At 72.2% G+C, this 25,607-nt stretch carries 28 protein-coding genes; 15 read left to right on the top strand and 13 right to left on the bottom strand.

The window, feature by feature from the left end; translation table 11 throughout:
* Positions 1 to 69 precede the first annotated feature (69 nt).
* Together xth and AB5T46_RS18270 are read right to left on the bottom strand one after the other, a co-directional pair.
* A complete protein-coding gene (gene xth, locus AB5T46_RS18265) occupies positions 70 to 843 on the bottom strand; it encodes an exodeoxyribonuclease III (RefSeq protein ID WP_370565513.1) in 774 nt (257 codons plus the stop codon).
* Between the two features lie 274 nt (positions 844 to 1,117).
* A complete protein-coding gene (locus tag AB5T46_RS18270; protein WP_370565514.1) occupies positions 1,118 to 2,536 on the bottom strand; it encodes a coniferyl aldehyde dehydrogenase in 1,419 nt (472 codons plus the stop codon).
* A gap of 129 nt (positions 2,537 to 2,665) precedes the next feature.
* On the opposite strand from AB5T46_RS18270, the gene AB5T46_RS18275 reads away from it, so the two are divergent.
* On the top strand, positions 2,666 to 3,202 hold the full coding sequence (locus tag AB5T46_RS18275; RefSeq protein ID WP_370565515.1) for a gamma carbonic anhydrase family protein: 537 nt from the start codon (positions 2,666 to 2,668) through the stop codon (positions 3,200 to 3,202).
* 169 nt (positions 3,203 to 3,371) lie between these two features.
* Here AB5T46_RS18275 and AB5T46_RS18280 read toward each other — a convergent pair whose 3' ends face one another.
* The 3 genes from AB5T46_RS18280 to aroE form a co-directional block, all read right to left on the bottom strand.
* Positions 3,372 to 3,638 carry a YkgJ family cysteine cluster protein gene (locus AB5T46_RS18280; protein WP_370565516.1) on the bottom strand — a complete coding sequence of 89 codons (267 nt, stop codon included), beginning with the start codon at positions 3,636 to 3,638 and terminating at the stop codon, positions 3,372 to 3,374.
* A gap of 36 nt (positions 3,639 to 3,674) precedes the next feature.
* On the bottom strand, positions 3,675 to 4,310 hold the full coding sequence (locus AB5T46_RS18285) for a hypothetical protein (RefSeq protein WP_370565517.1): 636 nt from the start codon (positions 4,308 to 4,310) through the stop codon (positions 3,675 to 3,677).
* A gap of 63 nt (positions 4,311 to 4,373) precedes the next feature.
* Positions 4,374 to 5,234, bottom strand: coding sequence for a shikimate dehydrogenase (gene aroE / locus AB5T46_RS18290; protein ID WP_370565518.1), 861 nt, complete (start codon positions 5,232 to 5,234; stop codon positions 4,374 to 4,376).
* 61 nt (positions 5,235 to 5,295) lie between these two features.
* Between aroE and AB5T46_RS18295 the strand changes: the two genes are divergently transcribed.
* Positions 5,296 to 6,198, top strand: coding sequence for a TolB family protein (locus tag AB5T46_RS18295; protein WP_370565519.1), 903 nt, complete (start codon positions 5,296 to 5,298; stop codon positions 6,196 to 6,198).
* A gap of 66 nt (positions 6,199 to 6,264) precedes the next feature.
* Here the strand turns inward: AB5T46_RS18295 and hemB are convergent, their stop codons facing one another.
* The 4 genes from hemB to AB5T46_RS18315 form a co-directional block, all read right to left on the bottom strand.
* Entirely contained in the window at positions 6,265 to 7,257 is a 993-nt protein-coding gene (gene hemB / locus AB5T46_RS18300; RefSeq protein WP_370565520.1) for a porphobilinogen synthase, read from the bottom strand.
* A 130-nt stretch (positions 7,258 to 7,387) separates the two neighbouring features.
* The gene (locus AB5T46_RS18305) at positions 7,388 to 7,636 is read right to left on the bottom strand and encodes a hypothetical protein (RefSeq protein WP_370565521.1); all 249 of its coding nucleotides are present in this window, start codon (positions 7,634 to 7,636) and stop codon (positions 7,388 to 7,390) included.
* 140 nt (positions 7,637 to 7,776) lie between these two features.
* Positions 7,777 to 8,775 (bottom strand): chorismate transformation enzyme, FkbO/Hyg5 family, encoded by a 999-nt coding sequence (locus AB5T46_RS18310; RefSeq protein WP_370565522.1) that lies wholly within the window; start codon positions 8,773 to 8,775, stop codon positions 7,777 to 7,779.
* Positions 8,772 to 10,115, bottom strand: coding sequence for an NAD(P)/FAD-dependent oxidoreductase (locus AB5T46_RS18315; RefSeq protein WP_370565547.1), 1,344 nt, complete (start codon positions 10,113 to 10,115; stop codon positions 8,772 to 8,774). The genes AB5T46_RS18310 and AB5T46_RS18315 overlap by 4 nt, the downstream gene beginning before the upstream one ends.
* Before the next feature lie 122 nt (positions 10,116 to 10,237).
* Here AB5T46_RS18315 and AB5T46_RS18320 point away from each other — a divergent pair, with 122 nt between their 5' ends.
* The 12 genes from AB5T46_RS18320 to AB5T46_RS18375 all read left to right on the top strand — a co-directional run bounded on the left by AB5T46_RS18320 (position 10,238) and on the right by AB5T46_RS18375 (position 19,806).
* Positions 10,238 to 10,507 carry a phosphopantetheine-binding protein gene (locus AB5T46_RS18320; protein ID WP_149195298.1) on the top strand — a complete coding sequence of 90 codons (270 nt, stop codon included), beginning with the start codon at positions 10,238 to 10,240 and terminating at the stop codon, positions 10,505 to 10,507.
* Between the two features lie 141 nt (positions 10,508 to 10,648).
* Entirely contained in the window at positions 10,649 to 11,329 is a 681-nt protein-coding gene (locus AB5T46_RS18325; RefSeq protein ID WP_370565548.1) for a COG4648 family protein, read from the top strand.
* Between the two features lie 102 nt (positions 11,330 to 11,431).
* Entirely contained in the window at positions 11,432 to 12,175 is a 744-nt protein-coding gene (locus AB5T46_RS18330; protein ID WP_370565549.1) for a lysophospholipid acyltransferase family protein, read from the top strand.
* Between the two features lie 214 nt (positions 12,176 to 12,389).
* Positions 12,390 to 12,680, top strand: coding sequence for a hypothetical protein (locus tag AB5T46_RS18335; RefSeq protein WP_370565524.1), 291 nt, complete (start codon positions 12,390 to 12,392; stop codon positions 12,678 to 12,680).
* Complete coding sequence (locus AB5T46_RS18340; protein WP_370565525.1) at positions 12,677 to 13,696, top strand: LpxL/LpxP family acyltransferase; 1,020 nt, start codon at positions 12,677 to 12,679, stop codon at positions 13,694 to 13,696. Before AB5T46_RS18335 ends, AB5T46_RS18340 begins: the two co-directional genes overlap by 4 nt.
* Positions 13,635 to 14,264: a LolA-related protein gene (locus tag AB5T46_RS18345; protein ID WP_370565526.1), complete on the top strand. Its 630-nt coding sequence runs from the start codon at positions 13,635 to 13,637 to the stop codon at positions 14,262 to 14,264. The genes AB5T46_RS18340 and AB5T46_RS18345 overlap by 62 nt, the downstream gene beginning before the upstream one ends.
* Before the next feature lie 99 nt (positions 14,265 to 14,363).
* The gene (locus AB5T46_RS18350; protein ID WP_370565528.1) at positions 14,364 to 16,715 is read left to right on the top strand and encodes an MMPL family transporter; all 2,352 of its coding nucleotides are present in this window, start codon (positions 14,364 to 14,366) and stop codon (positions 16,713 to 16,715) included.
* Positions 16,712 to 17,167: a phosphotransferase gene (locus tag AB5T46_RS18355; protein ID WP_370565529.1), complete on the top strand. Its 456-nt coding sequence runs from the start codon at positions 16,712 to 16,714 to the stop codon at positions 17,165 to 17,167. Before AB5T46_RS18350 ends, AB5T46_RS18355 begins: the two co-directional genes overlap by 4 nt.
* A 178-nt stretch (positions 17,168 to 17,345) precedes the next feature.
* Positions 17,346 to 18,095, top strand: coding sequence for a hypothetical protein (locus AB5T46_RS18360; RefSeq protein WP_370565530.1), 750 nt, complete (start codon positions 17,346 to 17,348; stop codon positions 18,093 to 18,095).
* A gap of 65 nt (positions 18,096 to 18,160) precedes the next feature.
* The gene (gene fabG, locus AB5T46_RS18365) at positions 18,161 to 18,895 is read left to right on the top strand and encodes a 3-oxoacyl-ACP reductase FabG (RefSeq protein ID WP_370565531.1); all 735 of its coding nucleotides are present in this window, start codon (positions 18,161 to 18,163) and stop codon (positions 18,893 to 18,895) included.
* Between the two features lie 40 nt (positions 18,896 to 18,935).
* Positions 18,936 to 19,241: a hypothetical protein gene (locus AB5T46_RS18370; RefSeq protein WP_370565532.1), complete on the top strand. Its 306-nt coding sequence runs from the start codon at positions 18,936 to 18,938 to the stop codon at positions 19,239 to 19,241.
* Between the two features lie 100 nt (positions 19,242 to 19,341).
* Entirely contained in the window at positions 19,342 to 19,806 is a 465-nt protein-coding gene (locus AB5T46_RS18375; protein WP_370565533.1) for a hypothetical protein, read from the top strand.
* Positions 19,807 to 20,099: 293 nt separating this feature from the next.
* On the opposite strand, the gene AB5T46_RS18380 is transcribed toward AB5T46_RS18375, so the two are convergent.
* From AB5T46_RS18380 to AB5T46_RS18395, 4 genes are read right to left on the bottom strand one after another with little or no spacing between them, the layout of a single operon-like run.
* Entirely contained in the window at positions 20,100 to 21,737 is a 1,638-nt protein-coding gene (locus AB5T46_RS18380) for an NAD(P)/FAD-dependent oxidoreductase (RefSeq protein WP_370565534.1), read from the bottom strand.
* A gap of 1 nt (position 21,738) precedes the next feature.
* A complete protein-coding gene (locus AB5T46_RS18385) occupies positions 21,739 to 22,569 on the bottom strand; it encodes a glycosyltransferase family 2 protein (protein ID WP_370565535.1) in 831 nt (276 codons plus the stop codon).
* Entirely contained in the window at positions 22,562 to 23,353 is a 792-nt protein-coding gene (locus tag AB5T46_RS18390; RefSeq protein WP_370565536.1) for a beta-ketoacyl synthase chain length factor, read from the bottom strand. Before AB5T46_RS18390 ends, AB5T46_RS18385 begins: the two co-directional genes overlap by 8 nt.
* Positions 23,350 to 24,558: a beta-ketoacyl-[acyl-carrier-protein] synthase family protein gene (locus tag AB5T46_RS18395; protein ID WP_370565537.1), complete on the bottom strand. Its 1,209-nt coding sequence runs from the start codon at positions 24,556 to 24,558 to the stop codon at positions 23,350 to 23,352. Before AB5T46_RS18395 ends, AB5T46_RS18390 begins: the two co-directional genes overlap by 4 nt.
* A 92-nt stretch (positions 24,559 to 24,650) precedes the next feature.
* On the opposite strand from AB5T46_RS18395, the gene AB5T46_RS18400 reads away from it, so the two are divergent.
* Positions 24,651 to 25,337 (top strand): YdcF family protein, encoded by a 687-nt coding sequence (locus tag AB5T46_RS18400; protein WP_370565538.1) that lies wholly within the window; start codon positions 24,651 to 24,653, stop codon positions 25,335 to 25,337.
* The last annotated feature ends 270 nt before the right edge of the window (positions 25,338 to 25,607 follow it).

The following is a 25,607-nucleotide window of genomic DNA, read 5'->3' on the forward strand; positions in this document are numbered from 1 at the left end:
TCGAAGGCCGGATCATCCTAGCGCCGCACGCGGGAATGCGCGCCGCCGGCATCGCCGCGATGTGCGGCGTCAGCGGGCGAGCTGCACCCAGGCCGGCGCATGATCGCTGGGCCGCTCCCAGGTGCGCGGCTCGCGGTCGATGCCCGAAGCGACCGCCAGCGGCTTCAGCGCGTCCGATACCAGGGTCAGGTCGATGCGCAGGCCCATGCCGCGACGGAACGCGGCCTGGCGATAGTCCCACCAGCTGAACACGCCGGCCTCGTCGTTGTGCAGGCGGAAGGCGTCGTGCAGCCCGAGCGCCAGCAGCCGCTGCAGCGCCGCGCGCTCGGCGGTCGAGGTCAGGATGTGGTCGTCGTTCCAGACCGCCGGATCGTGCACGTCGCGCGCGTCCGGGGCGATGTTGAAGTCGCCCAGCACCACCAGCTTCGGGTGCGCCTGCAGTTCCCGCGCGATCCAGTCGTGCACCGCCTCCAGCCAGCGCAGCTTGTAGGCGTACTTCTCGGTGCCCACGTCCTGGCCGTTGACGACGTACAGGTTGATGATGCGGACGTCGTCAACGGTGGCCGCGACCACCCGCTTCTGGTCGTCGTGGAAATCGGGAATACCCATCTGCACGTCGGCGATCATGCGGTCGTGCGCCAGGATCGCCACGCCGTTGTAGGTCTTCTGCCCGTGGAACACGGTGCGGTAGCCGAGCGCGGCGAGCACCGCATCCGGAAAGCGCGCGTCCTCGAGCTTGGTTTCCTGCACCCCGACCACGTCGGGGGCGGCGTCGCGCAACCACTGCTCCAGGTGCGGCAGGCGCACGTTGAGCGAATTGACGTTCCAGCTGGCGATTTTCATCGGTCGGTGTTCCCACGCCACGGTGCACGTGATTGTAGAAGCCGCCGCGAGCGATGTCCCGCCGATGTCCGCCTCCTCGCCCCGGCCCGCTCCGCTTCACACGCGCACCGAAGGCGCGCAAGCCGTGTGGTCTCGCCCCGCAAGTGGAGAGAGAGCGAAGCCGAGCCTGGCTTTTGTGGGAGCGACGGCAGTCGCGACAGCCGGCAGATCGCGGCGACAGCCCGGCGGTGGCATGCCGCCGCCACTCCCACGGTGCGTGCCGCCGTGGGCCGCGTCAGCGCAGCAGCATGCGGATGAAGCGGTCGACCTTCGCGTACGGCGGCTTCAGCAGGTCGCTGGCGGCGCGCCGCGACTGCCACAGGATCGGCAAGGCCTTGCTCATGGCCTCGAAGCCGGCGCGGCCATGGTAGGCGCCCATGCCGCTGGCGCCGATGCCGCCGAACGGCAGCGCGCTGGTGGCGAAGTGCAGCAGGGTGTCGTTGACGGTGACGCCGCCGGCCAGCGTGCGCTTCAGGATGCGCTCGATCCGGGCGCGGTCGCGGCTGAAGGGATACAGCGCCAGCGGCCGGTCGCGGGCGGCGACGAAGTCGATCGCCTCGTCCAGCGTGCGGTAGCTTTTTATCGGCAGGATCGGGCCGAAGATCTCCTCCCGCATCACCGCCGCGTCGTCGGGCGGATCGAGCACAAGCGTCGGCGCGACTGCGCGTTCGCCGGCGATCTCGACGAGCCTGACCGTCTGCAGGCCGCGCCGCGCCGCGTCGTCGAGATAGCCCTGCAGGCGTGCGGCCTGGCCGTCGTTGACGATGCGGGTGTAGTCGGCGTCGGCGCCGGCGTAGCGCGCCTGCACCTCGGCCCGCAGCGCGTCGACCAGCGCGTCGCGGCGGGCCGCGTCGATCAGCACGTAGTCGGGCGCGATGCAGGTCTGGCCGGCGTTGAACCATTTGCCGGTCGCCAGCCGCGCGGCAGCCTGCTGCAGCGGGAAGTCGTCGCAGACGATCGCCGGCGACTTGCCGCCGAGCTCCAGCGTCAGCGGCGTGAGGTTGGGCGCCGCCGCGGCCATCACCTTGCGCCCGACCGCGGTCGAGCCGGTGAACACCAGGTGGTCGAACGGCAGCGCGGCGAAGGCCGCGCCGACCTCGGCGTCGCCGCAGGCCACGGCCACGCGGTCGGCGGGGAACACCTCGGCCAGCAGTTCACACAGGAAGCGGGTGGTGCGCGGCGTCTGTTCCGACGGCTTCAGGTACACGTGGTTGCCGGCGGCGATCGCGGTCGCCAGCGGGACCAGCGCCAGGTTGACCGGGTAGTTCCAGGGCGAGATCACCCCGACCACGCCCACCGGTGCCATCCGCACTTCGGCGTGCGCCGGCCACAGCCGCCAGCCGGCGCCGACCCGGCGCGGCTTCATCCAGCGGCGCAAGTGCCGGCGCAGATGGTCGAGTTCGGCCAGCACGGTCATGCCGTCGGCGAGCAGCGACTCGTGGTGGGAGCGGTGGCCGAAGTCGGCGGCGATCACCCGCGCCATCTCGTCCAGGCGGAGCTTGAACGCCGCCCGCAGGCGCGCGAGATCATCGCTGCGTTGGGCAAGGTCGGGTTGCCGCGCCTGCCAGGCCGCGCGCAGGCGCGACAGGGTGGGTGGCAGGTCGGCGACGGGCGTATCGGGGGCCGGGTCCATCGCCGCAGTGTAGCCCTGCATGCGGGTGCGGCTCCGGCAGAAATACAGTGGCCGGCTGTAGTGGGAACCGACGGTACCGCGGTGGGCACGGTGTGTGCCCCCGCGGTGCGCGCCGGTTAAGCTGGCGCGACACGCGAACCCCATGCCGCCATGCACCTGCGCCCCTACCGCGACAAGCGCCCCGTCCTCGGCGAGCGCGTCTACGTCGATCCCGCCGCCACCGTGATCGGCGATGTCGTCCTCGGCGACGACGTCTCGGTCTGGCCGTACACGGTAGTCCGCGGCGACGTGAACTTCGTCCGCATCGGTGCGCGCAGCAACGTGCAGGACGGCTGCGTGATCCACGTCAGCCACGACGGCCCGCACGCGAAGCTGGGCGGGTTCGCCACGGTGATCGGCGAGGACGTCACCATCGGCCACAAGGCGGTGATCCACGCCTGCCGCATCGGCGATGCCGCGCTGGTCGGCATGGGCGCGATCGTGCTCGACGGTGCGGTGATCGAACGCCACGCTTTCGTCGGTGCCGGCGCGCTGGTGCCGCCGGGCAAGACCGTGGGCGAGGGCGAGCTGTGGCTGGGCAATCCGGCGCGCAAGGTGCGCATGCTCTCCGACGCCGAGATCGAAGGCCTGCACTACAGCGCCGCGCACTACGTGCGGCTCAAGGACGAGTACCTCGCTTTTTCGTAGGAGCGCTTCATACGCGCGATGCCGCGGGCAGTTCGCCGCCCGCAAATTCAAGTGACCGGCGCGCTTGCCGGTCCAGGATCGCGGCATCCACCGGATCCGGCCGGCACCCGCGACATCGCGCGCGTGGCGCGCTCCTACGGAGGAGTGCAGGACGCATCGCCGCGCGCCGTCACGGCTTGGTGGCGCGCTCCAGGGCCGCGAGTGCGTCCGAGGCCTGCCGCCGGTCGCGCCCGCACATCTCCGGCGATGGCCGCAACGAGCGGCAGAATGCCGGCCGCTCCGGGCGGCCGAACAGGCGGCAGCGGTAGGCGTCGTCGAGCTGCACGCACGGAATGCCCGCGGGCTTGCCGTGCGGCATGCCCGGAATCGGCGAGGTGATCGACGGCGCGATGCAGCAGGCGCCGCAGCCTTCACGGCAGTGCATCGGTCCGCTCATCCGCGGCGACGGATCCGGCTCCGCTCGACGCAGGCATCAGCGCTGGATGTCGTAGATGCCCGGGCCGTGCTGCTTCCGGAGTTCGTCCAGCGACAGCTGCAGCGTGTCTTCGGAAAAGTAGTCGGTGTCGGCTGCGGCCCCGGAACGCAGGTCCTTGCGGACGCCGCCGCGCTTGTTGTAGCCGTAGTTCGGGATCTGCAGCGCGACGCCGCCATCGTCGACCGCGGCCACGCGCATCAGGCCGTAGCCGATGCCGTCGAAGTCATCGGGCACCATCTTGTCGAGCCTGACCAGGTACATGTCGCCGACTTGCGGCTGCTGCAGCAGCTGCGCTTCGCGCCGGTCCGATTGCATGCCGGCGGCGACCACGAAGGCGATGAATACGGCAGCCAGTCCCAGCAGCGTCCAGAGGCCGTAGCGGTAATAGGCCGGGATCGCGGATTTTCCGTGCTCGGCCTCGTAGGTCTTCGTGTCGTGCGGCGTGCCGCGGCTGCAGACATCGCAGATGGTGGCATAGCTGCGCTTGGTGACCCAGCGAAACAGGTACCAGATGTGCGCGTAGCGGAACGTCAGTACGTTCTTGAAGGCGCGCTCTTTTTCGCAGGTGGAACAGTGGGCCTGCCCAGACGGGCCCAACTCCACGACCTTGCTACCGGATCCCCAGATCAACATCCCCGATGCTCCATGCGTGACGGCGGCGGGAATGCTAGCACGCCGGCATGGCGGCTTCGAGGCTCAGTCGGCGGTGATCAGGAGGGCGTGGCGCTGGCGCAGCTCGGCGTAGACCTCGTCGGTCGCAGGGCGCCTGCCGTGCCACAGGCGGAAGCTTTCGGCCGCCTGCTCCACCAGCATGCCCAGGCCGTCGATGGCGTCGTGCGCGCCGGCCGCGCGTGCCCACGCCAGGAACGGGATCGCGCTGTCGCCGTAGTTGAGGTCGACCGCGGTGGCGCGGGTGCCGATCAGCGACATCGGCAGCGACGGCAGCGAGCCGCTGCGCGTGGCCGAGGTGGCGTGGACGATCAGGTCGAACTCGCCCATCGCCTTCAGATCGTCCATGTAGCGCGGGTGCACGCGTCCGGGCTCGCCCAGGGCGTCGGCCAGGGCGTCGGTGCGCTCGGGCGTGCGGTTGACCACGAACAGGTCGCCGATGCCGGCATCGAGCAGCGCCGGCGCCACGCCGCGCGCGGCGCCGCCAGCGCCGATCAGCAGGGTGCGGCGCTGGCGCAGGTCGAGACGGTGGCGCTCGGTGAGGTCGCGCACCAGGCCGCGGCCGTCGGTGTTCTCGCCATGCCAGCCGCCGTCGTTGCGGACCAGGGTGTTGACCGCGCCGCTGCGGCGGGCGCCGTCGCCGAGGCTGCCGCACAGCGCCGTCGCCTGCTGCTTGAGCGGCAGGGTGACGTTGGCGCCGCCGCCGCCCTGCGCCGCGAAACGCGCCAGCAGATCGGCGAAGGCCTCCGCCGTGGCGTCGATCGCCGTGTACTGCAGCGGGATCGACAACTGGCGGGCGAACGCGGCGTGGATCTGCGGCGACAGCGATTGTGCGACCGGATGGCCGAACAGGGCGAAGCGGGCGGGAGCGGAATCGATCGGGGTCATCGAGGAACTCGTTGCTCGGTCGTGGTTACACTCGGCCGGTCCATGCATCGGAAATCCACGGATGCCACGCAAACCAGCCGTCCTGTGCCTCAGTCTACTCTGCGCGGCCGTGACCGCGGCCGGAGCGGCCGTCCTGCAGCCATACGGGCTCGAGGGCGTCGGGGTCGTGTCGACGGCGGCCTCGGAGGTGCGCGCGAGCGTGAGCCCCGACGGGCAGTGGATCGTCTGGGGCAGCACCGATCGCGCGGGCGGGCCCGGCGGCTGGGACCTGTGGCAGGCGCGGCTGCGCGACGGTCGCTGGGTCGAGGCGCGGCCGTTGCCGGTCAACTCGCCGGAGAACGATTTCGACCCGGTGTTCAGCGCCGACGGCCGTTGGCTGTATTTCTTCTCCAACCGCGCCGGTGGCGGCTTCGGTGGCGACGACCTGTATCGCGCGCCGGTGCTGGCCGCTGGCGGGTTCGGCGAGGCGGAGAATCTCGGCGCCGGGGTCAACGGCGCCGGCGACGAGTGGGCGCCGACGCCCGACCTGGACGGGCGGCGCCTGCTGTTCGCCAGCGACGGCCACGGCGGCGCCGGCGGCCACGACCTGTTCGTCGCGCGCTGGGACGGCGCCGCCTTCGTCGACCCGCTGCCGGTGCCGGGCGTGAACGGTCCGGAGGACGATTTCGACGCCGCCTGGCTGGCGGGCGGCCGCGCGATCGTGTTCGCGCGCTCGCGCGATCCGGCCACCGCGCCGGTGCGGCTGCTGGTCGCGCAGTGCGATGGCGGCGCCTACGTCGATCCGGCGCCGTGGGCGATCGCGTTCAACACCGCGGACGGCACCACGCTGGGGCCGGTGGTGGACCTGTCGAAGCCGGCCGAGATCCTGGTCAGCGGCGCGGCGCCGGCGCCGAAGGCCGGCAAGCTGGACATCTACCGCGCCCGCGCGCCGGCGGTCGAGGGCAGCGACGGTTGCCTGCCGTGAAGCAGCATCCGGCGTCCTGCTCCCGTGCGAGTGGCGGCGGCATGCCGCCGCCGGGAAGTCACGATCCTAGTCCTGCTCGCGCAGCCAGCGCGCGGCGTCGGGCGCGAAATAGGTCAGCACGCCGTCGGCACCGGCGCGCTTGAACGCGGTCAGCGATTCCAGCACGCAGGCGCGTTCGTCCAGCCATCCCTGCTGCGCGGCGGCCTTGAGCATCGCGTACTCGCCGCTGACCTGGTAGGCGAAGGTCGGCACGCCGAAGGCATCCTTCACCCGGCGCACGATGTCCAGGTACGGCAGGCCGGGCTTGATCATCACCATGTCGGCGCCTTCCTCGAGATCCAGCTCGACCTCGCGCAGCGCCTCGTCCGAATTGGCCGGGTCCATCTGGTAGGTGGTCTTGTCGGCCTTGCCGAGCGCCGCGGCGGAGCCGACCGCGTCGCGGAACGGGCCGTAGAACGCAGAGGCGTACTTGGCGGCGTAGGCGAGGATGCGGGTGTGGACGAAGCCGTCGCGTTCCAGCGCGTCGCGGATCGCGCCGATGCGCCCGTCCATCATGTCGCTCGGGGCGACCACGTCGGCGCCGGCGGCGGCGTGCGACAGCGCCTGCCTCACCAGCGCGGCGACGGTATCGTCGTTGACCACGTAGCCGCCGTCGTCGACCAGGCCGTCCTGGCCGTGCGCGGTGTAGGGATCGAGGGCGACGTCGGTGATCACGCCCAGCTGCGGGAAGCGCTGCTTGAGCGCGCGCACCGCGCGCTGCACCAGGCCGTCGTCGGCCCAGGCCGCGGCGGCGTCGAGCGACTTGGCCTCCGGCGCGGTCACCGGGAACAGCGCCAGCGCCGGGATCCGCAGTGCGCAGGCCTGCTCGGCGCTGCGCAGCAGCTCGTCGATCGACACGCGCTCCACGCCCGGCATCGACGACACCGCGGCGCGGCCGTCGTGCTCGTGCACGAACAGCGGCCAGATCAGGTCGTCGGCGGTCAGCACGTGCTCGCGCATCAGCCGGCGCGAGAACTCGTCACGGCGCATGCGCCGCGGGCGGATCGGGAGGAGGCTCATGGAGGCATTCTACGTCCGCGCCGACGGACTGGTCGCCCCCCCCCGTAGAGCGGAGCTTGCTCCGCTGCTCCCGCCTCCGGAGCCCGTGCAGCGGAGCAAGCTCCGCTCTACGGGAATGTCGGCGAGGCCTTCAAATGATGCCGCCGCCCAGCGTCAGCCGGAACCCGCCGACCACGATCACGATGCCGTTGAGCAGCAGCCCGGTCTTGGCTCGGCCGCGGTTCTCGCGCGAGGTCACGGCGATGCCGATCGCGGCGATGATCGCGCCGACCGCGGCGAACGGGATCAGGAACCAGTTGCCCCATCCCAGCATCGGGATCAGCGCGACGATCATCCACAGCATCGCGACGATGCCCCACAGCAGGCTGATCAGGCCCATGGCGTCTCTCCTAGGTGACGGAGCGGGTGAGGATAGTGCATGGGGAGCGAGGAACGAGTGGAGAGGAACGAGAAACGAGAGAAGAGCGCCTTCGCCGTTGCGTTTACTCGTTTCTCACTCCTCGTTTCTCGTTCCTCGCTTCACCGATGCACGCCATCGATCTCCACCGCCAGTTCGCGGCGGCAGATCGCCGCGTGCAGCAGCAGCCGCGGCACGCGGTCGCCGAAGCGCGCGTCCAGCGCCCGCGCCACCAGCGGCAGGTCGTCGCGGTCGCGGACGTAGACCTTCAGCCGGCTGCCGGCGCCGAACTGCGCCGGCAGGTCGGGGCGCGCCGCGCGCGCGGCGCCGAGCAGGACGTCGAAGTTGGCCAGCGTCTCCTGCAGCTGCGCCTGCAGTTCGCCGGCGTGCTGCGACACGTGCCCGACGATGCTTGCGGTGCCGGACAGCAGCAGCGGCATGGCGATGCCGTCGGCCGGCAGCATGGCGCGGGCGAAGCTGGGCGACTGCGGGCCGTACTGGCGCGGATAGCGGTAGGCGCTGATCTGGCGCGGGTTCTCCAGCGGCGTGCCGGGGGCGCGCGCCGACAGCCAGTAGACCTGGACCACGCGGGCATCGTCGCAGCGGCCGATCGCGGTCGCCGCCGGCAGCCGGCCGGTGTCGAAACCGCCGAATCCGGCGGCGCGGCCGAGGCAGAACTGGCGATAGCGCTCGGCGTCGCCTTCGCCCAGGGTGATCGCGTCGAGGTAGTTCCAGACCCGCAGCAGGTGCGGCGTGTCGCCGCCGGACACGAACCGGGTCAACGCCGCATAGGCCAGGCGCGCGGCCTCGGTGATGCCGCCCGCGCCCTCCTCGACCTCGATCGCGCCGAAACCGAGGTGGCCGTCGCTGGCCCAGGCGATGGCGCCGTCGCGCCCGCGGCGCACCGGTGCGTTGGCGCGCCAGACCTCGAACGGCGCGGCGCCGTAGGGCTGCAGCGGCACCCGCAGGTAGCGCGGATCATCGCAGTGCGGCGCGTCGTGGCCGAAGCCGAGCACGGCCAGCACGTCGTCGCCGAACAGCGCGTCGGGCGCATCGGCATCGGCGTAGTCCACCTGCAGGCGCGCCGGCTCGTCATGCACCGCGATCAGCGGGCGGCTCACGGATTGCCCTCCTGCAGGGTGTCGCCGGCGAAGACCACGCCGATCTGGCGCCGGCGCCGCCACCAGCCGCGCAGCGCATGCGGCGCGATCGCCAGCGCGTTCAGCGCGTACAGCAGGCGGAAGGCCCGCAGCCGCCACAGCACCGCGCGATTGTCGAACACGTCGCCGGCGAGCATCGAGATCACCGCCTGCTCCAGCTTGCAGTCGTTGCGCGGGCTGGCGAACAGGCGCTGCATCACCGGCGTGGTGAAGCGGTGGATGAACCAGGAGAAATGCCGCAGCCCGCGGCTCAGGCGCCTGCCCATCGCGCGCTGCAGCGCCGCCTCGCGCGCCGGTTCGCGCAGCGCGCCGTCGATCACCTCGACCGCGTGCTCGGCGCCGTCCATCGCCAGGTACACGCCGGAGGAGAACACCGGATCGATGAAGGCGTGGGCATCGCCCGCCATCACCCAGCCGGGGCCGGCCATGCGCATGCAGCGGTAGGAATAGTTGCCGGTCGCGTGCACCGGCGCCACGCGCTCGGCGCGTTGCATGCGCGTCCACACCGACGGCCGCGCCGCCAGCGTCCGCATCAGGAACTCGGCGTTGTCGCCGCGGCGCTGCTTGAGGTATTCGGGCGTGCACACCGCGCCCACGCTCATGACGTCGTCGGGCAGCGGGATCAGCCAGTACCAGCCGTGCTCGAAGCGGTCGACGGTGATGTTGCCGGCGTCGGCGCCCTCGCGCCGCTCGACGCCGCGGAAGTGGCTGAAGATCGCCGCCGACTGGTGCGCGCGGCTCTTGCGCTTGAGCTTCAGCTTGCCGCCGAGGAAGGTGTCGCGGCCGCTGGCGTCGACCAGGTAGCGGGTGCGGAAGGCGAGCGCGCGTCCGTCGGCGGCGCAGGCGTGCACCTGGCGCGGCCGCCCGGCCGCGTCGAACTCGACCCGCTCCACGCGCACCTGCTCGCGGGCGTCGGCGCCGCAGCTGCGCGCGTGTTCGAACAGCAGCCGGTCGAAGTCGGCGCGGCGCACCTGGAAGGCGTGGTCGTACTTCGGATCCAGGGCGCGGGCGAAGCGGAACACGCTGGTGCGCCGCTCGCACAAGGGGAAATCGGCGCCGGCCTTGTGGACGCCGATCGCGCGGACCTGTTCCAGCACCCCCAGGCGCTCGAGGATCGGCAGGTTCATCGGCAGCAGCGATTCGCCGATGTGGAAGCGCGGGTGCGCGCCCTTCTCCAGCAGGGCCACGCGCCAGCCGCGGCGCGCCAGCAGCGCGGCGGCGGTGCTGCCGGCGGGTCCGCCGCCGATCACCAGCACGTCCACCTCTTCGATGGCGTCGCTCGCGGCCTCGCCGTTTTCGATCGGGTTCAACATCTCGCCGTGACCGCCAGCCCATGCCATCATTCCGGGCGCGCATGATAGCGCGGTGCTCGCGCCCGCCCGCCGCAGCGGGCGCGCTCATTCATCACACACGGAAAACCCGCATGCCCACCCAATCTCCCGCCGAACGCGAGCTCGCCGAACTCCTGGTCGAAAGCCTGAACCTGGAGGAGGTGCAGCCCGGCGAGATCGATCCGGAGGCGGCGCTGTTCAACACCGGGCTGGGGCTGGACTCGATCGATGCGCTGGAACTGGCGCTGGCGATCAGCAAGCGCTACGGCTTCCAGCTGCGCTCGGACAGCGAGGAGAACCTGCGCATCTTCGCCTCGCTGCGTGCGCTGTCGGCGCACGTCGAGCAGCACCGGACGACATGATGGCGAGGCACCACATGCGGTACCCGGCCGGGTGACCGGAGCGCGCCGGCGTGGACCGCACCGCTACCACGGGCGCAGCGATCCGCTCGAGGGAGGCCGCGCGCTAGTCCTGCCGGAGACGCCTGCCGGGGGCGGCCGATGCTGCTGATCGTCGAAGTCCTGCTGGCGATCGGCTACGCCGTGTTCGCGCACCTGGCCAGCGCCCGCGACAGCGACGTGCTGGCATTGGCGGCGCTGCTGACGCTGGTGCTGCTGGTGCTGGTGTCGCCGCTGGCCGCGCGCCGGCGCTGGGCATGGCTGGCGCTGCCGCTGCTGCTTACCGGAGCCTGGAGCCTGTTCCGCGCCGGCCACGCCGGACTGCCGCTGCTGCTGGTGCCGGTGGCCTTCGTCGGCCTGATCGCCTGGATGTTCGGGCGCACGCTGCGGCCCGGGCGCGCGCCGCTGATCGCGCGGATCGTGGCGGCGCTCGACCGGGTGGAACCGGCCCGGTTGCCGCCGGACCTGCGCGCCTACACCCGCGGCCTCACCGCCGCCTGGGCGCTGCTGCTGGCCGCGCTGGCGCTGGTCAACCTGACGCTGGCGTTGATCGCCGCCCCGGACGGCCTGCTCCCGGCGCTGGGCGTGCAGGCGCCGGTGAGCATCACCCGCACGCAGTGGTCGTGGTTCGCCAACCTGTGCAACTACGGCATCGTCGGCGGCTTCTTTTTCGGCGAGTACCTGCTGCGCAAGCGTCGTTTTCCCGGCCGTTACCGCAGCTTCGCCGACTTCCTGCGCCGGCTCGCCGGCCTCGGCGCGCCCTTCTGGCGCGATCTGTTGCGCTGAATGCGGGCCGCGCGCAGCGCGGCGCGGGCGCCTGCGGAACGGCTTCGGCGAGGGGACGCACGGTATGCTTGCGCGGTGAACCAGCGCATCGAATCCCTGCGGCTGCAGCCCGCGTCCTTGTGGCGGTGGCTGTGGACCGCCTTCAACCTGCTCCAGTTCGGCTTCACCCTGCTGTGGACCGCAGGCTTGATCAGCGTGGCGCTGCTGTTGCATGCGCTGTCGGGCGGCGACCGCCGCCTGCCGCTGCGGATGGCGGCGCGCTGCTGGGCGCCTGGACTGCTGGGCGGCGCCGGCGCGCGGCTGGAGGTCGAGGGCCTGGAGCGCGTCGACTGGTCGCGGCCCCACGTGCTGGTCGCCAACCATCAGTCGGTGATCGACATCTGCGCGCTGTTTCGCGCGGTGCCGGTGCCGCTGCATTTCCTGCTCAAGCAGGAGATGGACCGGGTGCCCTTCGTCGGCTGGTACGCGAAGGCGATGGGGATGGTGTTCATTCGCCGCGACAACCGCCGCGCCGCCACCGCCAGCCTGCGCCGCGCGGCGACGCTGGTGCGCGGCGGTGCGATCCTGTGCATCTTCCCGGAAGGCACGCGCAGTCGCGACGGCAGCGTGGCGGCGTTCAAGCCGGGGGCGTTCCAGGTCGCGATCGATGCAGGAGCGCAGGTGCTGCCGGTGGCGCTGGAGGGCACCGGCGCGGTGCTGCCGCCAGACGGGTTCTTCCGGGTGCGGCCGGGCCGTATCCGGGTGCGCTTCGGCGCGCCGCTGCCGCTGGCCACCGACGTCGGGCCGCTCGACCGCTCGGCGCTGGCGGCGCAGGCGCGTTCGGCGGTGTTGGGGCTGCTGCGGTAGGACCGGGAGCGGTTGACTGCTGGCCTCCCTTGCGCTTCAGGCAGTCCGGAGATGATCCCGTGACGTCACCCGTGGCGACGGCCCGTGGCGGAAAGGGCTGCCTGGCGCGGCTATTCATTAGCGGCAGCCGTGGCGACGGCCCTTTTCTCACCGTGGCGGTAGGGGCTGCCTGGCGCGGTATTCTCTTGCGCCTCACGCGCGCGCCGGCTCCGTCATGCAGTTCAGCATTCCGCACGATCATCCCAGCCTGCCCGGCCATTTCCCGGGACGCCCGCTGGTGCCCGGCGTGGTGGTGCTGGAGCGGGTGCTGGCGGCGCTCGAGGCGCAGCACGGCGAACTCGGCGCGGTGCGGCTGCCGCAGGTGAAGTTCCTGCAGCCGCTGCTGCCGGGGCAGACGGCGCGGATCGAACTCGATCGTGCCGGCGAGGCCGCCGATCCGCGCTGGAAGTTCCGGGTGCTGCGCGACACCGTGCTGATCGCCAGCGGCGAGATCGCGGCGGCATGAGTGCGCAGTGGAAACGGCGGCACGAGGGCGGGGGCCGGGTCGCGCTGGCGCTGATCCGGCTGATCGGCTGCTACGGCGGCCGCGGCCTGGCACGGCTGCTGCTGCACCCGATCGCGCTGTATTTCCTGCTGCGCCGGCGCGAGGAGCGCCGCGACTCGCGCGCCTACCTGAGCCGCGTGTTCGGGCGCCGCGCCGGCTGGCGCGAGGTGCTGCGCCACATCCGCACCTTCGCCCAGACCATCCTCGACCGCCTGTTCCTGCTCAGCGAGGACCTGCGCCGCTTCGAGGTGCGCGTCGACGGCCTCGATGCGCTGCATGCGCAGCTCGACCGCGACCGCGGCGTGCTGCTGTTCGGTTCTCACCTGGGCAGCTTCGAGGTGCTGCGGGTGCTGTCGCGGCGGCGGCCCGACTACAAGATCCGCGTGCTGCTGGACAAGGGCCACAGCGCGGCGTTGATGCAGGTGCTCGACGCGCTCAATCCCGAGATCGCCGCCACCGTGATCGACGCCGGCCAGCCCGGCCCGGCGATCATGCTGGCGATCCAGCAGGCCGCCGACGAGGGCGCGATGATCGCGCTGCTGGTCGATCGCACCCAGCCCGACGAGCCGTCGGCGCGGGTGCCGTTCCTGGGTGCGCCGGCGGCGTTCCCCACCGCGCCGTGGCAGATCGCGGCGGTGCTGAAGGTCCCGGTGGTGCTGGCGTTCGGCCTGTACCGTGGCGGCAATCGCTACGACCTGGTGTTCGAACCTTTCAGCGACGGCATCGACCTGCCGCGCCGCGAACGCGCGGCGGCGATCCCGGCGCTCATCCGCGGTTACGCCGCGCGTCTGGAACATCATGTGCGCGATGCGCCCTACAACTGGTTCAACTTCTACGACTTCTGGGAGCACGACGATGAAATCGGCGATGCCGAGGACGGTGCGACGGACGGGCCGGGCACGCAAGGCCGCAGGCATGGCCGCACTGCTGTGCGCGCTGGTCCCGTGCTGGGCGATGGCGCAGGCGGCGGGCGATGAGTTCGGCAGCGCCTGGATCCTGGAGAAGCTGGCGCGGCCTGCGCCGGTGCGCACCTCGTTCCTAGAGGTGCGCACCTCGCCGATGCTGAAGGCGCCGCTGCGGGTGGCGGGCGAGTACCTGCGCCCCGACGAGCGCACGCTGGTACGCGCGGTGCGTTCGCCCTACGTCGAGACCACCACCATCCGCGACGGCCGCGCCACCATCGAGCGTGCCGGGCGCTCACCGCGGAGTTTCGCGCTGTCGCGCGCACCCGAACTGGCCGGCCTGCAGGCCAGCTTCGGCGCGCTGCTGGCCGGCGACCATGCGGCGCTGGCACGGCAGTACGAGATCGACGTGCAGGGTGTACGCGAGCGCTGGCGCATGACCCTGACGCCGCGCGATCCGGCACTGGCCGATGCCATCCGCGACATCACCCTGTACGGCCGTGGCGCCGAACTGCGCTGCATCGAGACCCGTCCGCGCGAGGGCGAGCTGCAGCGGACCCTGATGGCCGGAGCCGCACGCAGCGCCGATGCGCAGACCGATGCCGCCTCGCTGGAAGCGCGCTGTCGCGGCGACGGCGGCTGATGTCGGTGGTACGGGTCCACCCCGTAGAGCCGAGCTTGCTCGGCTACGCAGGCTCCGGAGCCGGGAGCAGCCGAGCAAGCTCGGCTCTACGGAATCGCGATGCGGCCTAGGCTGGCGCTCGCGCTGGCGTGGCTGGCGCTGCTGGCGCTGGCCGGCGCCTGGGCGGGACAGCGGCTGCAGCTGTCCGGGGACCTGCGCGCCTTCATGCCCGAGCCGCGCACGCCGGAGCAGCGCCTGCTGATCGACGAGCTCGGCGACGGCCCCGGTTCGCGCCTGCTGCTGCTGTCGTTGTCGGGCGCCGCGCCCGAGGCGCTCGCGCGGCAGTCGCGCGCGCTGGCGACGGCGCTGCGGCAGGACCGGCACGTCGACCTGGTCGCCAACGGCGCGGACGACGCGGGACTGGAGGCGATCCCGGAGCGGCTGCGCCCGTATCGCTACCTGCTTTCGCCAACCCTCGACGACCAGGTGCTGGATGCGGACTTCCTGCGCGAGCAGCTGCAGGCGCGGCTGCAGGACCTCGGCTCGCCCGCGGCCTCGCTGGTCGAGCCGCTGCTGCCTGCGGATCCGACCCTCGAAACCCTGGTGCTGGCCGAGGCCTGGGAACCCGCGGCGGCGCCGCAGCGCCGGCACGGGGTCTGGTTCGACCGCGCCGGGAGCGAGGCCCTGCTGCTGGTGCGCACCGGCGCGGCCGGCTTCGACCCGGGCGCGCAGGCGACGGTGGTGACTTCGATCCGCGAGGCGTTCGCCGTTGCCGCAGGCGATTCCGGCAGCGCCCTGACGATGACCGGGCCGGGCGCATTCTCGGTCGAGATCGGCAGCCGCACCGCCGGCGAGGCGGTGCGGATCGGCGCGATCGGATCGCTGGGGCTGGTGCTGCTGTTCTGGTTCGCCTACCGCAGCGGGCGCCTGCTGCTGCTCGGGGTGCTGCCGCTGGCGACCGCGGCGCTGGCCGGGGTGGCCGCGGTGGCGTTGCTGTTCGGTGGGATGCACGGCATCACCCTGGCGTTCGGCTTCACCCTGATCGGCGTGGCCCAGGACTACCCGGTGCACCTGTTCAGCCATCTCCGCGGGGGACGATCGCCAGTGGCGGTGGCGCGCGGCATCTGGCCGACCCTGCTGACCGGCGTGGTGTCGACCTGCATCGCCTACCTGACCTTCTTCGTCTCCGGCGTCGACGGGTTGCGCCAGCTGGCGGTGTTCACGGTCGCCGGCCTGCTGGCAGCTGCGCTGTCCACGCGCTTCCTGCTGCCGCGGCTGCTGGAGCCGGACCGCCGCGACGTCGCGACGTCGCCGTGGCTGCGCCGCCTGGGCACGCGCATCGACGCGCTGCCGCGGCCACGCGCGGCGCCGGCGCTGCTGGCCGCGCTGGCGCTCGCTGGCGCGGCGGTCGCCGCGCTGGCCCCCGGGGATTTCTGGCAGAACGACCTCTCGCGGCTGACGCCGGTGCCGGAGGCGGCGCTGGCCGAGGACGGACGCCTGCGCCGCGAACTCGGCGCACCGGACGTGCGCTACCTGCTGGCGCTGGGGGCGGGGGATGCCGAGGGCGCGCTGCAGGCACTCGAGCGGCTGCAGCCGGCGCTCGATGCGCTGGTGGCCGACGGCGCCATCGCCGGCTGGGACTCCGCCGCGCGCTACCTGCCCAGTGCCGCCACGCAGCGCGCGCGCCAGGCGCGCCTGCCCGCGCCCGATGCCCTGCGCGCCGCACTCGACGAGGCGCTGGCCGGCACCCCGTTCCGGCCAGATGCGTTCGAGCCGTTCGTGGCCGACGTCGCGATCGCGCGCCATGCGCCCCCGCTGCGGCTCGGTGATCTCGCCGGCACCCCGCTGGAGGCGCCGGTGTCGGGCCTGCTGCTGGACATGGCGGAAGGCGCCACCGCGCTGGTCACCCTGGGCGGGCTGCGCGACCCGGACGCAGTGGCGGCCATGGCCGCCGGCAGCGGCGCCCGGCTGCTCGACTTCAAGGAGACGTCCGAGGCGCTGGTGGCGGCCTGGCGCGGCCGGGTCCTGGGAGCGCTGGCGCTGGCCGCAGTGCTGCTGGCGCTGACGGTCTGGGCGGCGTTGCGCTCGCCGCGCCGGGTGGGCCGGGTGCTGCTGCCGATGGCGCTGACCCTGCTGCTGACCGTAGCGCTGCTGCGCGGCTTCGGGATCGAACTCAATCTGTTCCACCTGGTCTCGCTGGTGCTGGCCGCCGGCCTCGGCCTCGACTACGCGCTGTTCTTCGAGCGCGCCGGGGGCGTTGCCGAAGCGCGCCTGCGCACCCTGCACGGGATCCTGGTGTGCGCGGCGATGACCGCGCTGGTGTTCGGCCTGCTGGCGCTCTCGTCGATCCCGGTGCTGCGCGCCATCGGCACCACGGTGGGCATCGGCGTGGTCGCGAACTTCGTGCTGGCGCTGCTGCTGGCGCGCTCCCCGGCAGATCGTCCCGGGATCGCGGGAGAAGACGCGGCATGATCGGCCGCGACGAAATCCTCGCGCTGGTCCCGCACCAGGGCACGATGTGCCTCTGGGACGAGGTGCTGGACTGGGATGCGGCGCGCATCCGGCTGCGCACCGGCAGCCACCGCGCGCCGGAGCACCCGCTGCGCAGCGATGGCCGGCTGCATGCCGTGCACCTGTGCGAGTACGGCGCGCAGGCCATGGCGGTACACGGCGGACTGCGCGCGCGCGGCGGGGCCGCGCCGCCCGGCCTGCTGGTGGCCCTGCGCGACGTGCGCCTGCACCTGGCGCGTATCGACGACCTGCCCGGCCTGCTCGAATGCGAGGCCGAGGCGCTGGCCGAAACGGCCGCCAGCCAGCAGTACGCCTTCCGGCTGCTCCACCGTGGAACGCCGCTCGCCGAGGGACGTGCCGCGGTGGTGCTCCCGCTGCTGGAGCCGCGGAACGCGTTCTCCGATCGACCGTGACCGCCGGCGCGATCCGCGCATCCGGCGATCCGCACGAGGACTGCTGCACAGAACGGCCGGCCCATCCCGCCTAAGGTCGTGCGCGGGAGGTTCCGTGCCGGTCCCGCTGCATTGCCGTCTCCTCCCGCGAACGCACCGGGTCGCCGGTGCGGAAATTTCCCGCATCCAGGAGTCCAGCATGAAACTCGATGGCCAGAAATGCCTCGTCGCCTACTCGGGCGTGTTGACGCTCGGCGTGATCGCCGCCCTGCTCGCCGGCTTCACCGGTACCCGCGGCAACCCGCGCTTCGATACCGTGACCGTCCAGCGCATCAACGTGGTGGAACCCGACGGCACCCTGCGCATGGTGATCAGCAACACCCGGCGCATCCCGGGAATCATCGTCAAGGGCCATGAATACCCCGACTTCACCAACCGCAAGGCGTCCGACACCGCCGGTGCGCTGTTCTTCGACGCCGAGGGCACCGAGAGCGGCGGCCTGACCTTCGGCGGCCGCAAGGATGCGGAAGGCAACATCTCGCGCTGGGGCCACCTGAGCTTCGACGGCTACGACCAGGACCAGCTCTTCGCCATCGACGCGCTCGACTACGGCAGCGTCAAGGGCGCGACCATCAAGACCTGGGACACGCCGGACTGGCCGATCCAGGACTACCTGGACCTGCTGGTCGACATCGAGGGCCTGCCGGAGGACGAGCGGCAGCGGCGGATCGACGCGTTCAACGCCGACCATCCGGCCGGGGTGGCGCGCATGACCGTGGGCAACGTGTCGTTCCCGGCCGACGAGGCGCAGGACCAGAGCCTGCTGCAGTTCAACGATGCCCGCGGCAACCGGCGCCTGGGCGCCGCCGTCGAGGGCGCGGACGGCGATCCGGCGCTGCGGTTCTACGAGGCCGACGGCAGCACGATGATCGAGGAACTGCCGCACTGAAGTCGTGGCCGTGGACGTCCGGGCCGGCGGTCCCGCCCCGCGCCGCGGCGGGTTAGCATCGCGGCATGACTTCGACGACTCGCAGGCGCGCGCTGGTCACCGGCGGCAGCGGCGACATCGGCGGCGCGATCTGCCACCGCCTTGCCGCCGATGGCCTGCACGTGATCGTCCATGCCAACGCCAACCGGGACCGCGCCGAGTCGGTGGTGGCCGCGATCGGCGAGGCCGGCGGCAGCGCCGAGGCGATCGCCTTCGACGTCGCCGACGGCGAAGCCGCCGCCGCCGCGCTGCAGGCGCTGCTGGAGGGTGGCCCGGTGCAGGTGCTGGTCAACAACGCCGGTGTCCACGACGACGCGCCGATGGCCGGCATGTCCGACGCGCAGTGGAAGCGGGTGATCGACGTGTCCCTGCACGGGTTCTTCCACGTCACCCGGCCGCTGCTGCTGCCGATGGCGCGGACCCGCTGGGGCCGCATCGTCAGCGTCTCCAGCGTGGCCGCGGTGCTCGGCAACCGCGGCCAGGCCAACTACGCCGCGGCCAAGGCGGCGCTGCACGGCGCCTCGAAGTCGCTGGCGCGGGAAATGGCCTCGCGCGGGATCAGCGTCAACGTGATCGCGCCCGGGGTGATCGCCGGCGCCATGACCGCGAAGGTGTTCCCGCCCGAGCAGGTGAAGCAGATGGTGCCGGCGGCGCGTGCCGGCACGCCGGACGAGGTTGCCGCGCTGGTGGGCTTTCTTTGTTCGGATGCGGCCGGGTACATTAACGGCCAGGTGATCGGCATCAACGGCGGCATGGGGTAGCCGCGGGCCGCGAGCCGCCGTCATCACTAGGGGGAATACCATGCTTTCGATCCGCTCCGCGGCGGCGCTCGCCTTCGCCCTGGCTTGTCTGCCGACCGCCGTCTTCGCGGGCGATGCGCCCATGTACGAGCCCGACGCGGAGAATCCGCCGCCGTCGCTCCCGCTCAACAGCTTTCAGCGTTTCGACGCGCTGCCGGTCGCGATGGGCGCGGCCTGGTCGTTCGGCGCCACCGACAAGACCATGCTGATCCGGGTATCGACGATGATCAGCGAATACCTCCGGCAGAACCATGCGCAGGCGGTGGGCGGCTCCATCAGCCAGGCGCCGGAGGTGGACGGGGAATAGGGCATGATCGACCGGGCGCAACGCCGGCCGGCCGACATGCACGCAGGATTCAGATGACCTGGGCGATGATGCCCGGGTCCCAGTCGTGAGGACCCCAGACATGCGAGCTTTCCGCGTTTTCTTCCTGCTGCTGGTCGCGCTGGCGGCGGCCGGCTGCGCCACGTCCCACGTCCTCACCGGCACCCCGCGGCCGCCGATCGATCCGGCCCAGGTGCGCATCTACCACGGTCCGCCGCCGGGCGGCTACGAGGAGATCGCGATCCTCGAGACCGCCAGCGGCGCGTTCACCTACGGCGAGCAGAACAAGACCGATTCGGTCCTGCGCAAGCTGCGCGAGGAGGCCGCCAGCCTCGGCGCCAACGGCGTGCTGTTCCAGGGCAGCGCCGACGGCTACGGCGGCGGCGGCGTGAGCGTCGGCGCAGGCGGCGGCCGCGTCGGCGGCAGCAGCTTCAGCGGCGCCGGCGTCGGCGTGAACATCAGTCCGCGGCAGAAGCACGCCAGCGGCATCGCCATCTACGTGCCGAACCCGCCGCCGCAAACCGCGCCGCCGCCGCCGGAGGAATAAGCGGCATCAGCCCCTTGCCTCGTAGGAGCGCGCCATGCGCGCGATGCCGCGCCAGGCAATCCTTTCCGCCGCAGTGAAGCATGGGCCGTCGCCACGGGCGGTGTCAGTGAATAGCCCGCACCTGGAGCCAACGGGTGCGGTGTTGGTCCGTCGTGAAGGGCCCGGCTATTGATTGGCACCGCCCGTGGCGACGGTGCTTGTCTCGCCGCAACGGAGAAGGCTGCCTGGCGCGGCATCGCGCGCATGGCGCGCTCCTACGGTCAATGCGCCGGTCCGCGTCGATCCGTGGAGCCTCATGCCGCGTCGGCGTACCAGGGCGGCGCCAGCGAGGGCGGCGGCGGGTCCGGCTGTCCTAGCAGGCCGTCGAGGCCGTGGGCGTCGATGCCGGCGTGCACGCGCCGCGCCTGCGCCAGGATCTCGGTGGCCAGCCAGCGCATCCGCGCCAGGTTGTCGCCGATGCGGCGGGCGAAGGCGTCGTCGTCGAGCACGTCGTTGAGCGCGCGGTTCATCTCGTGGAACCAGTCGATCCCGTACTGGTCGAGCAGCCGTCCCGGCGGCGGCGCGCGGCCGTCGTTGCGCTCGCCCCACTCGCGCAGCAACGCCTGCATGGCGCGGTTGAGCATGCCGGCTTCGGCGAAGTCCGGGCGCAGGCGCCCGAACATGGCGACGTCGGTCATGCGCCGGCCGAAGAACAGCGGCCCCAGCAGCGCCCAGTAGAACGTGTAGTCCCAGATCACCTTGACCGGCATCACCTGCGAGTCGCCGAACAGCGGGTACTGGCCCTGGTACAGCGTGAGCGTGTTCTCGTAGAACGAGAAGTACAGCTGCTGGTACAGGTCGGCGTACGGTGCGAACGACTGCCCGGCGCGGTCCTTCTCGATCAGGTCGCAGATGTAGGTGTTGGCGATGGCGATGAAGTCGGTGCCGGGCGAATAGAACGGATCCAGGAACAGCCCGGCCTCGCCGGTCAGCGCCCAGCGGTCGGCGGAGAACACCTGCCTGCAGCCGTAGGAGAAATGGCGCAGGAACAGGAAATCCCGCAGCGCGTGTTCGCCGCCGGAGAGCGCGGCGGCGACCCGCGGCTGGTGCGCGCGCAGCCAGTCCATCGCCTTGGCGTGGGTATTCATCGTCTCCAGCGGATGCATCTTCGCGTCGCAGACGATTCCCAGCGAATGCGCGCCGGAAGCCAGCGGAATCAGCCAGAACCAGTAGCCCGGCCCGCACATGTGGTTGGTCGAGCGCCAGCGGTCCGGCGGCGTGCAGCGCTGGATCCACGCCGGGTCTTCCGACCAGAGGTTGGGATCGACGCAACCGTCGACCCGCCACCAGGCGGCGTTGACGTCGTGGTCGTTGGCCTGCGCCAGGCCGAGCTTGCGCTTGAGCAGGCCGGCGCGGCCGCTGGCGTCGACCAGCCAGCGCGCGCGCAGCGTGCGCTCGCCGCCGGGCTGCGTGAAGGTCACCGCGTGCGGCGCATCGCTGCCACTGACGGCCATGCCGATTTCGCGCACGACGGCGCCGTCGTGGAAGCGTACGCCGAGCGCGCGCGCCTGCACGCCGAGGAAGTTCTCGAAACGGCCGCGGTCGATCTGCCAGGACGGCGTCGGCAGCAGCCGGCTGACGCCGACCTCGGTGCAGCGGTCGATGTCCTGGCGCCCGTCCGAGAAGAAGAAGCGGAAGCCGAACTTGCGGATCTGCCTGGTTTCCAGGTGCCCGCGCAGGCCGAGCACGTCGGCGAGATAGTGCGCGCCGATCTCGACCGTCGACTCGCCGACCTTGTGCGCGGCTTCGGGCACCGGATGCGCCTTGCGCTCGAGTACCGCGACCCGCAGCGCCGGGTCGCGCTGGCGCAGCTGGAGGGCGAGTGTCAGCCCCGCAAGTCCACCGCCGATGATCAGAACGTCGATGTCGTTGCCGGGAGCGGCGCCGTCCATATCAACCTGCCTGGTGCGAATCCTGCGGAAGGGAAGCGCCTGCGAACTCGCCGTCGGGATCGTCGATCACCGGCGGCGTGGCGCGCGCGCGGCGATAGGCGTGGAGCATGTCGCCCTGGCGCCAGATTTGTAGCACGACATGCGAGGTGATGTTGTACAGGTCGCGCCACAGGCGGAAATGGCTCTTGCGGAACTGCGCCGGTTCGCCGGGCGTGGCGTAGCGCGACTCCACCGGCAGCGAGACGATGCCGGCACCGGCGCAGCGCGCGGCCGAGATCAGCATCTGCGCCTCGAACACGAAGCCTTCGCCGGGCACGTTCTCGAGCGCGCACACGGCGTCCGGATACAGCCGCTGCCCGCTCTGCGAATCGACGATGCGGAAACCGCAGCCCCAGGCGATGCCCCAGTCGCCGAACTCGTTGCCCAGGCGCCGGTGCCAGGGCTGGCAGCGGCGCTTGCGCAGGCGCGCGCCGATGATCACGCAGCCGGGGTGGCGGTTCGCGCTGTCGAGCAGCCGCGGGATGTCCTCGGCCGAATGTTGGCCGTCGCCGTCCATGGTCAGCACCGCGCGCGCGCCCTGGCGCAGCGCCTCGCGGAAACCGTCGCGCAGGCTGGCGCCCTTGCCCAGCCGCCGTGGATGCCGCAGCAGGGTGACCGGCAGGCCGGCGATGCACTCGGACGTGCCGTCGTCGGAACCGTCGTCGACCACGATCACGCGATCGCACTGTGCCAGCGCGCCCTCGACCACTTCGCGGATGCGCAGCGATTCGTTGAGCGCGGGAATGACCACGGCGACGTTGCCGCGATGCAGGCGGACGGAATTCTCAGGCATGATCGATCTCCACGCGCAGCGCGCGTCCGGGACCGGCATCGAGCAGGACCAGGTGGTCGCGCGCGGCCAGTGCGTCGAACAGGGGCAGCATCGGCGCCATTGCGTTGTCGCGGCGCAGCGATGCCAGCGGGCCGGCGCCCGCCGGGGCCGTGGCGTCGACGAGCGTCGCGCGCAGCCGCGGGCCGGTGTCGCCGCGATCATCATTGGACGCCAGCACCAGGGCGCCGCCGAGCAGGCCGCGGCTGCCGCTCATCGCCGCCAGCGGCCCGACCGCGGTGGTGTCGTAGGCGACCAGCAGCACCGCGTCGGCGCCGTCGTCGAGCTGCACCAGCGCTTCCAGCAGGCCTTCGGCGAAAGTCGCGCGGCCGGCGCTGATCGCGGTGGTGGTCATCATGCAGCCGGTGCCGATGGTCCAGTAGCCGGCGGCGGCGTTGTGCACCGAGTTGTGGAAGCGGGTCGGCGAGATCGCGCGCGGCTCGCTGGCCAGGGTTTCGCACATGTAGTCGGTGATGGCGAAATCGCCGTGGCCCGAGGCGAACACCGACGGCAGCGCCTTCGGGTCGCGCCCGGCCGCCTCGCAGGCGGCGAGTGCGACCTGCAGCGCGACCGCGACCGATTCCGGCGCCCGGCGGCGTTCGTTCGGCGGCAGCAGCCGCGGCGACGGCTTGCGCGCGGCGTCGTCCGACAGCGCGCCGCCGGCGGCGAAATCGCGCGCGGCCGGCCAGTCGGGCAGGCCGTCGCTCCAGAAGCCGACGCCGGCGATGCGTGCGCTGCAGGCCCTCATGCGGCACCGAACAGCAGCGAACAGTTGTTGCCGCCGAAGCCGAAGGAGTTGTTCATCGCGTAGCGGATCCGGTTGCGCGCGTTGTCGAAGCGGATCTGCGCACCGCAGGCCGGATCGCGGTCGCGGCTGTTGAGCGTGCCGGGCAGCAGCCCGTCCTCCAGCGCGAGCAACGCGAATACCGACTCGATGATCCCCGCGGCGCCCAGCGTGTGCCCGGTCCAGCCCTTGGTCGAGCCGGCGTGCAGAGCGTCGTCGAACACCGCGGCCACCGCCTGCGCCTCGATCGCGTCGTTGGCCGGGGTGGCGGTGCCGTGCAGGTTGAGATAACCGACCGCGCCGGCGGCGATCCCGGCGCGCTGCAACGCATCCTGCATCGCCATCCGCGCGCCGAGTCCCTGCGGGTGTGGCGCCGACATGTGGTGCGCGTCGCTGGATTCGCCGTAGCCGCGCAACAGCAGCGGGGCATCGTCGCCGCGCTCGAGCACGGCGAAGCCGCCGGCCTCGCCCAGCGACAGGCCGTCGCGGGCCAGGTCGAAAGGCCGCGCCGGCTGCGCCGACACCAGCCCCAGCGCGTTGAAGCCGAACAGCACGCTGCCGCACAGCGTGTCGACGCCGCCGACCAGGGCGGCGTCGACGATGCCGGCACGGATCAGCCGCGCCGCCTGCGCGAACACCTTGGCGCTGGACGAGCAGGCGGTGGCGACGGTGACGCAGGGCCCGCGCAGGCCGGTGGCGTGGCGGACGAAATCGCCCAGCGAGTGCGGCTGGTGCACGACCGGGCGGGTGAGGTCGGCGGGAAAGCGGCGGTTGCCGGCGGTCTCTCCGTCGTCCTCGAGGCGCGCGTAGGCTTCCTCGGTGGCGCCGATGCTGGAGGTGGACGTGCCCAGCACCACGGCGACCCGGTCGGGGCCGTGGCGCTCGCGCACGGCGGCGACGGCGTCGGGCAACCCGTCCTGCTGCAATGCGAGCCAGGCGAGCCGGTTGTTGCGGCATTCCCAGTCGGCAAATTCCGGCGGCAGCGGCGCGTCCTCGAGCCCGTCGACGCGGCCGATCCAGGTGTCGAGCGGATCCGGGCCGAAGTCGTTGCGGCGCAGCCCGCCACGACGTTCCGCCATCGCCGTCGCCTGTGCGGCGCGGCCGTGGCCGAGCGCCGTGGTGGCGGTGTAGGCGCGGATCGCCAGCGCCGGAATCGGGGACAACGACATCGACTGGGCGGCGCTCCGTTCCTGACTGGCCGGCAGTATACGAGCGGCGGCGGGCTAGACTGTGAACCGCCCGACGCCGAGCCCCGCCGCCGATGGCCAGCCGCCTCGCCCACTGCATCCGCCTGTTCATCGACCGCGACGCCCTGCATGCGCTGACGGTGGCGGCCGCGGCGTGCACGCTCAGCCTGGGCCTGGTGTACGTGGTCTATTTCGTCCACGTGCTGCGGATCGCGCGCAACGCATCGTGCCTGCCGGCGCGCGGCGAGTGCGTGCTGCTGTTCGGCAAGCATGCGCCCCGCGGCCGCATTGACGCCGACTTCGAGGCGCGCCTGGCCCGCGCCGTCGCCTTGTGGCAGCAGCGCCCGCCGCGCCACCTGGTGCTGCTGGGCGGTGGACCGCCCGGCGCGATCAGCGAGGCCGAGCTCGCGCAGGCGGCGTTGTTCGCGCGCGGCCTCGCCGCCGACGTCCCGCTGCAGCTGGAATCGAGTTCGCGCGACACCCTGCAGAACCTGCGCAACGCGCGCGAGCTGCTGCGCGCCGACATCGCCCTCGGCACCGTCACCCTGCTCAGCAGCCGCTACCACCTCGCGCGCTGCGCGCTGCTGGCGCGCCAGCTCGGCTTCGAGCCGGAGCTGTGCGCAGCCGAGCCGCACTGGCGCTGGCGCCCGCTCGCGTTGTGGCGCGTCGCGGGCGAGGCCGTCTACGTGTGCTGGGCCGACATCGGCATGCGCTGGGCGCGGCTGATCCGGCACCGCAGGATGCTGGCGCGGCTCGGCTGAGCGCGCGCCCGCAGCCGATCAGCGCTGCGCGGGAATGAACCGGGGTAGGCGCCGGCCCGGCAATCGGCCGCAGGTCGGGTGGCGGGCAGGCCTTGGCGATCGTCGCGAATCCGCAGGCGGCCCTTGCCCGCCGGTGCGGGCGCCGGAAGCCGAGCTTGCTCGGCCATGCGGGCTCCGGAGCCGGGAGCAGCGGAGCGAGCTCCGCTCTACGGGTCCGGGTTCGGTTCGGTTGTGCGGGCCTGGAGCCGCAATCCGTAGAGCCGAGCTTGC

It is taken from the genome of Luteimonas salinilitoris, from assembly GCF_041300785.1.
In the GTDB taxonomy this organism is placed as follows: Bacteria; Pseudomonadota; Gammaproteobacteria; order Xanthomonadales; family Xanthomonadaceae; genus Luteimonas; species Luteimonas salinilitoris.

Bases quoted from the DNA above. Each gene is read 5' to 3' on its own strand.
- AB5T46_RS18370 (WP_370565532.1), top strand. From the start codon at position 18,936: ATGCTTTCGATCCGCTCCGCGGCGGCGCTCGCCTTCGCCCTGGCTTGT.
- AB5T46_RS18335 (WP_370565524.1), top strand. From the start codon at position 12,390: ATGCAGTTCAGCATTCCGCACGATCATCCCAGCCTGCCCGGCCATTTC.
- AB5T46_RS18355 (WP_370565529.1), top strand. From the start codon at position 16,712: ATGATCGGCCGCGACGAAATCCTCGCGCTGGTCCCGCACCAGGGCACG.
- hemB (WP_370565520.1), bottom strand. From the start codon at position 7,257: ATGAGCCTCCTCCCGATCCGCCCGCGGCGCATGCGCCGTGACGAGTTC.
- AB5T46_RS18295 (WP_370565519.1), top strand. From the start codon at position 5,296: ATGCCACGCAAACCAGCCGTCCTGTGCCTCAGTCTACTCTGCGCGGCC.
- AB5T46_RS18350 (WP_370565528.1), top strand. From the start codon at position 14,364: ATGCGGCCTAGGCTGGCGCTCGCGCTGGCGTGGCTGGCGCTGCTGGCG.
- AB5T46_RS18345 (WP_370565526.1), top strand. From the start codon at position 13,635: ATGGCCGCACTGCTGTGCGCGCTGGTCCCGTGCTGGGCGATGGCGCAG.
- AB5T46_RS18305 (WP_370565521.1), bottom strand. From the start codon at position 7,636: ATGGGCCTGATCAGCCTGCTGTGGGGCATCGTCGCGATGCTGTGGATG.
- AB5T46_RS18375 (WP_370565533.1), top strand. From the start codon at position 19,342: ATGCGAGCTTTCCGCGTTTTCTTCCTGCTGCTGGTCGCGCTGGCGGCG.
- xth (WP_370565513.1), bottom strand. From the start codon at position 843: ATGAAAATCGCCAGCTGGAACGTCAATTCGCTCAACGTGCGCCTGCCG.
- AB5T46_RS18340 (WP_370565525.1), top strand. From the start codon at position 12,677: ATGAGTGCGCAGTGGAAACGGCGGCACGAGGGCGGGGGCCGGGTCGCG.
- AB5T46_RS18285 (WP_370565517.1), bottom strand. From the start codon at position 4,310: ATGTTGATCTGGGGATCCGGTAGCAAGGTCGTGGAGTTGGGCCCGTCT.
- AB5T46_RS18380 (WP_370565534.1), bottom strand. From the start codon at position 21,737: ATGGACGGCGCCGCTCCCGGCAACGACATCGACGTTCTGATCATCGGC.
- AB5T46_RS18395 (WP_370565537.1), bottom strand. From the start codon at position 24,558: ATGTCGTTGTCCCCGATTCCGGCGCTGGCGATCCGCGCCTACACCGCC.
- AB5T46_RS18270 (WP_370565514.1), bottom strand. From the start codon at position 2,536: ATGCAGGGCTACACTGCGGCGATGGACCCGGCCCCCGATACGCCCGTC.
- AB5T46_RS18385 (WP_370565535.1), bottom strand. From the start codon at position 22,569: ATGCCTGAGAATTCCGTCCGCCTGCATCGCGGCAACGTCGCCGTGGTC.
- AB5T46_RS18360 (WP_370565530.1), top strand. From the start codon at position 17,346: ATGAAACTCGATGGCCAGAAATGCCTCGTCGCCTACTCGGGCGTGTTG.
- AB5T46_RS18275 (WP_370565515.1), top strand. From the start codon at position 2,666: ATGCACCTGCGCCCCTACCGCGACAAGCGCCCCGTCCTCGGCGAGCGC.
- AB5T46_RS18280 (WP_370565516.1), bottom strand. From the start codon at position 3,638: ATGAGCGGACCGATGCACTGCCGTGAAGGCTGCGGCGCCTGCTGCATC.
- AB5T46_RS18400 (WP_370565538.1), top strand. From the start codon at position 24,651: ATGGCCAGCCGCCTCGCCCACTGCATCCGCCTGTTCATCGACCGCGAC.
- AB5T46_RS18320 (WP_149195298.1), top strand. From the start codon at position 10,238: ATGCCCACCCAATCTCCCGCCGAACGCGAGCTCGCCGAACTCCTGGTC.
- aroE (WP_370565518.1), bottom strand. From the start codon at position 5,234: ATGACCCCGATCGATTCCGCTCCCGCCCGCTTCGCCCTGTTCGGCCAT.
- fabG (WP_370565531.1), top strand. From the start codon at position 18,161: ATGACTTCGACGACTCGCAGGCGCGCGCTGGTCACCGGCGGCAGCGGC.
- AB5T46_RS18390 (WP_370565536.1), bottom strand. From the start codon at position 23,353: ATGAGGGCCTGCAGCGCACGCATCGCCGGCGTCGGCTTCTGGAGCGAC.